Origin of the sequence: Bergeriella denitrificans NBRC 102155, from assembly GCF_001592185.1 — a bacterium.
Classification (GTDB): Bacteria; Pseudomonadota; Gammaproteobacteria; order Burkholderiales; family Neisseriaceae; genus Neisseria; species Neisseria denitrificans.
In genome coordinates, this window is sequence record NZ_BCWL01000326.1 from 1 (window position 1) to 1,314 (window position 1,314).

Genomic DNA, 1,314 nt, shown 5'->3' on the forward strand with positions numbered 1-1,314 from the left:
TACCGTGCACAATCGGCATGATGCGGCTTGTATTGCACGGTGCCATACGAACGCAGGCCGTCTGAAAAACGGTTTTTCAGACGGCCTTAAAGCAAATTGAGTGAAAATTCAGGCTTACAGCAGATGCTTAACTGCTTCGCGCTCTTCCAAAAGCTCGTTCAAAGTCAGCTCAATGTGCGCTTTACTGAAATCGTCGCTCAAATCCAAGCCCTGTACGATTTCCACATTGCCGTTTTCGCAAATCACGGGGAAGCCGAATACAATGCCTTCGGGAATGCCGTAAGAGCCATCGGACGGTACGGCCATAGTCACCCATTTGCCGCTCGTGCCCAAAATCCAATCGCGCAGGTGGTAGATAATGGCGTTGGCTGCAGAAGCCGCGGAAGATGCGCCGCGCGCTTCGATAATCGCCGCGCCGCGTTGGGCGATTTTCGGCATATACACTTCGCTGTGCCAATCCGGCTCGGTAATCATCTCGGCCACGGATTCGCCGTTGCTGGTGGCGTAGCGGAAATCGGCGTACATGGTCGGGCTGTGGTTGCCCCATACGCACATTTTTTCAATCGAAGTCACGGGGCGGCCGATTTTTTCCGCAATCTGGCTGACGGCGCGGTGGTGGTCGAGACGCATCAGCGCGCTGAAATTTTCTGACGGCAAGTCCGGCGCGGATTTCATGGCGATGTAGGCATTGGTATTGGCCGGATTGCCCGCCACCAATACTTTCACATCGCGCTTGGCAACTTTGTTCAAGGCCTCGCCCTGGGTTTTGAAAATCGCTGCATTGGCCTGCAGCAGGTCGGAACGCTCCATGCCCTGCGTGCGCGGGCGCGCGCCGATTAAAATGGCGATGTCGGCGTCTTTAAATGCGGTTTCCGGGTCATCGGTAGCAAAAATATCTTCCAGCAGCGGAAACGCGCAATCGTGCATTTCCATAATCACGCCCTGCAGGGCTTTTTGCGCGTGGGGTAAATCCAAAAGCTGCAAAATCACCGGCTGGTCGCGTCCGAGCATGATGCCGCCGGCAATGCGGAACAGCGTGGCATAGGCGATTTGTCCGGCCGCGCCGGTAACGGCGATGCGGACTGGCGGTTTCAAAGTCATTTTTGTCGTCCTGTATGTGTGAAGTGTGAAATTAAGAAAATTCCTTATTATAACATCTACGCATACTGCCGGGCACGGCGGCAAAAGTTAAGACAAGGGGCGTAAAGGTAAAATATTCCCTGCCGCCGGCTTGTCGGAGCGGCGGCTTGGGGTGAGGAAAGCGTATCAAAAAGCCGTCTGAAAATTTCAGACGGCTTTTCTACGATACAAAAT

General features: G+C 54.1%; 1 protein-coding gene. It reads right to left on the reverse strand.

Translation table 11 applies throughout. The features are described 5' to 3' along the window. Positions 1–114 precede the first annotated feature (114 nt). Positions 115–1,101 carry a malate dehydrogenase gene (locus BDE01S_RS10575; protein ID WP_066081357.1) on the reverse strand — a complete coding sequence of 329 codons (987 nt, stop codon included), beginning with the start codon at positions 1,099–1,101 and terminating at the stop codon, positions 115–117. Positions 1,102–1,314 lie beyond the last annotated feature (213 nt).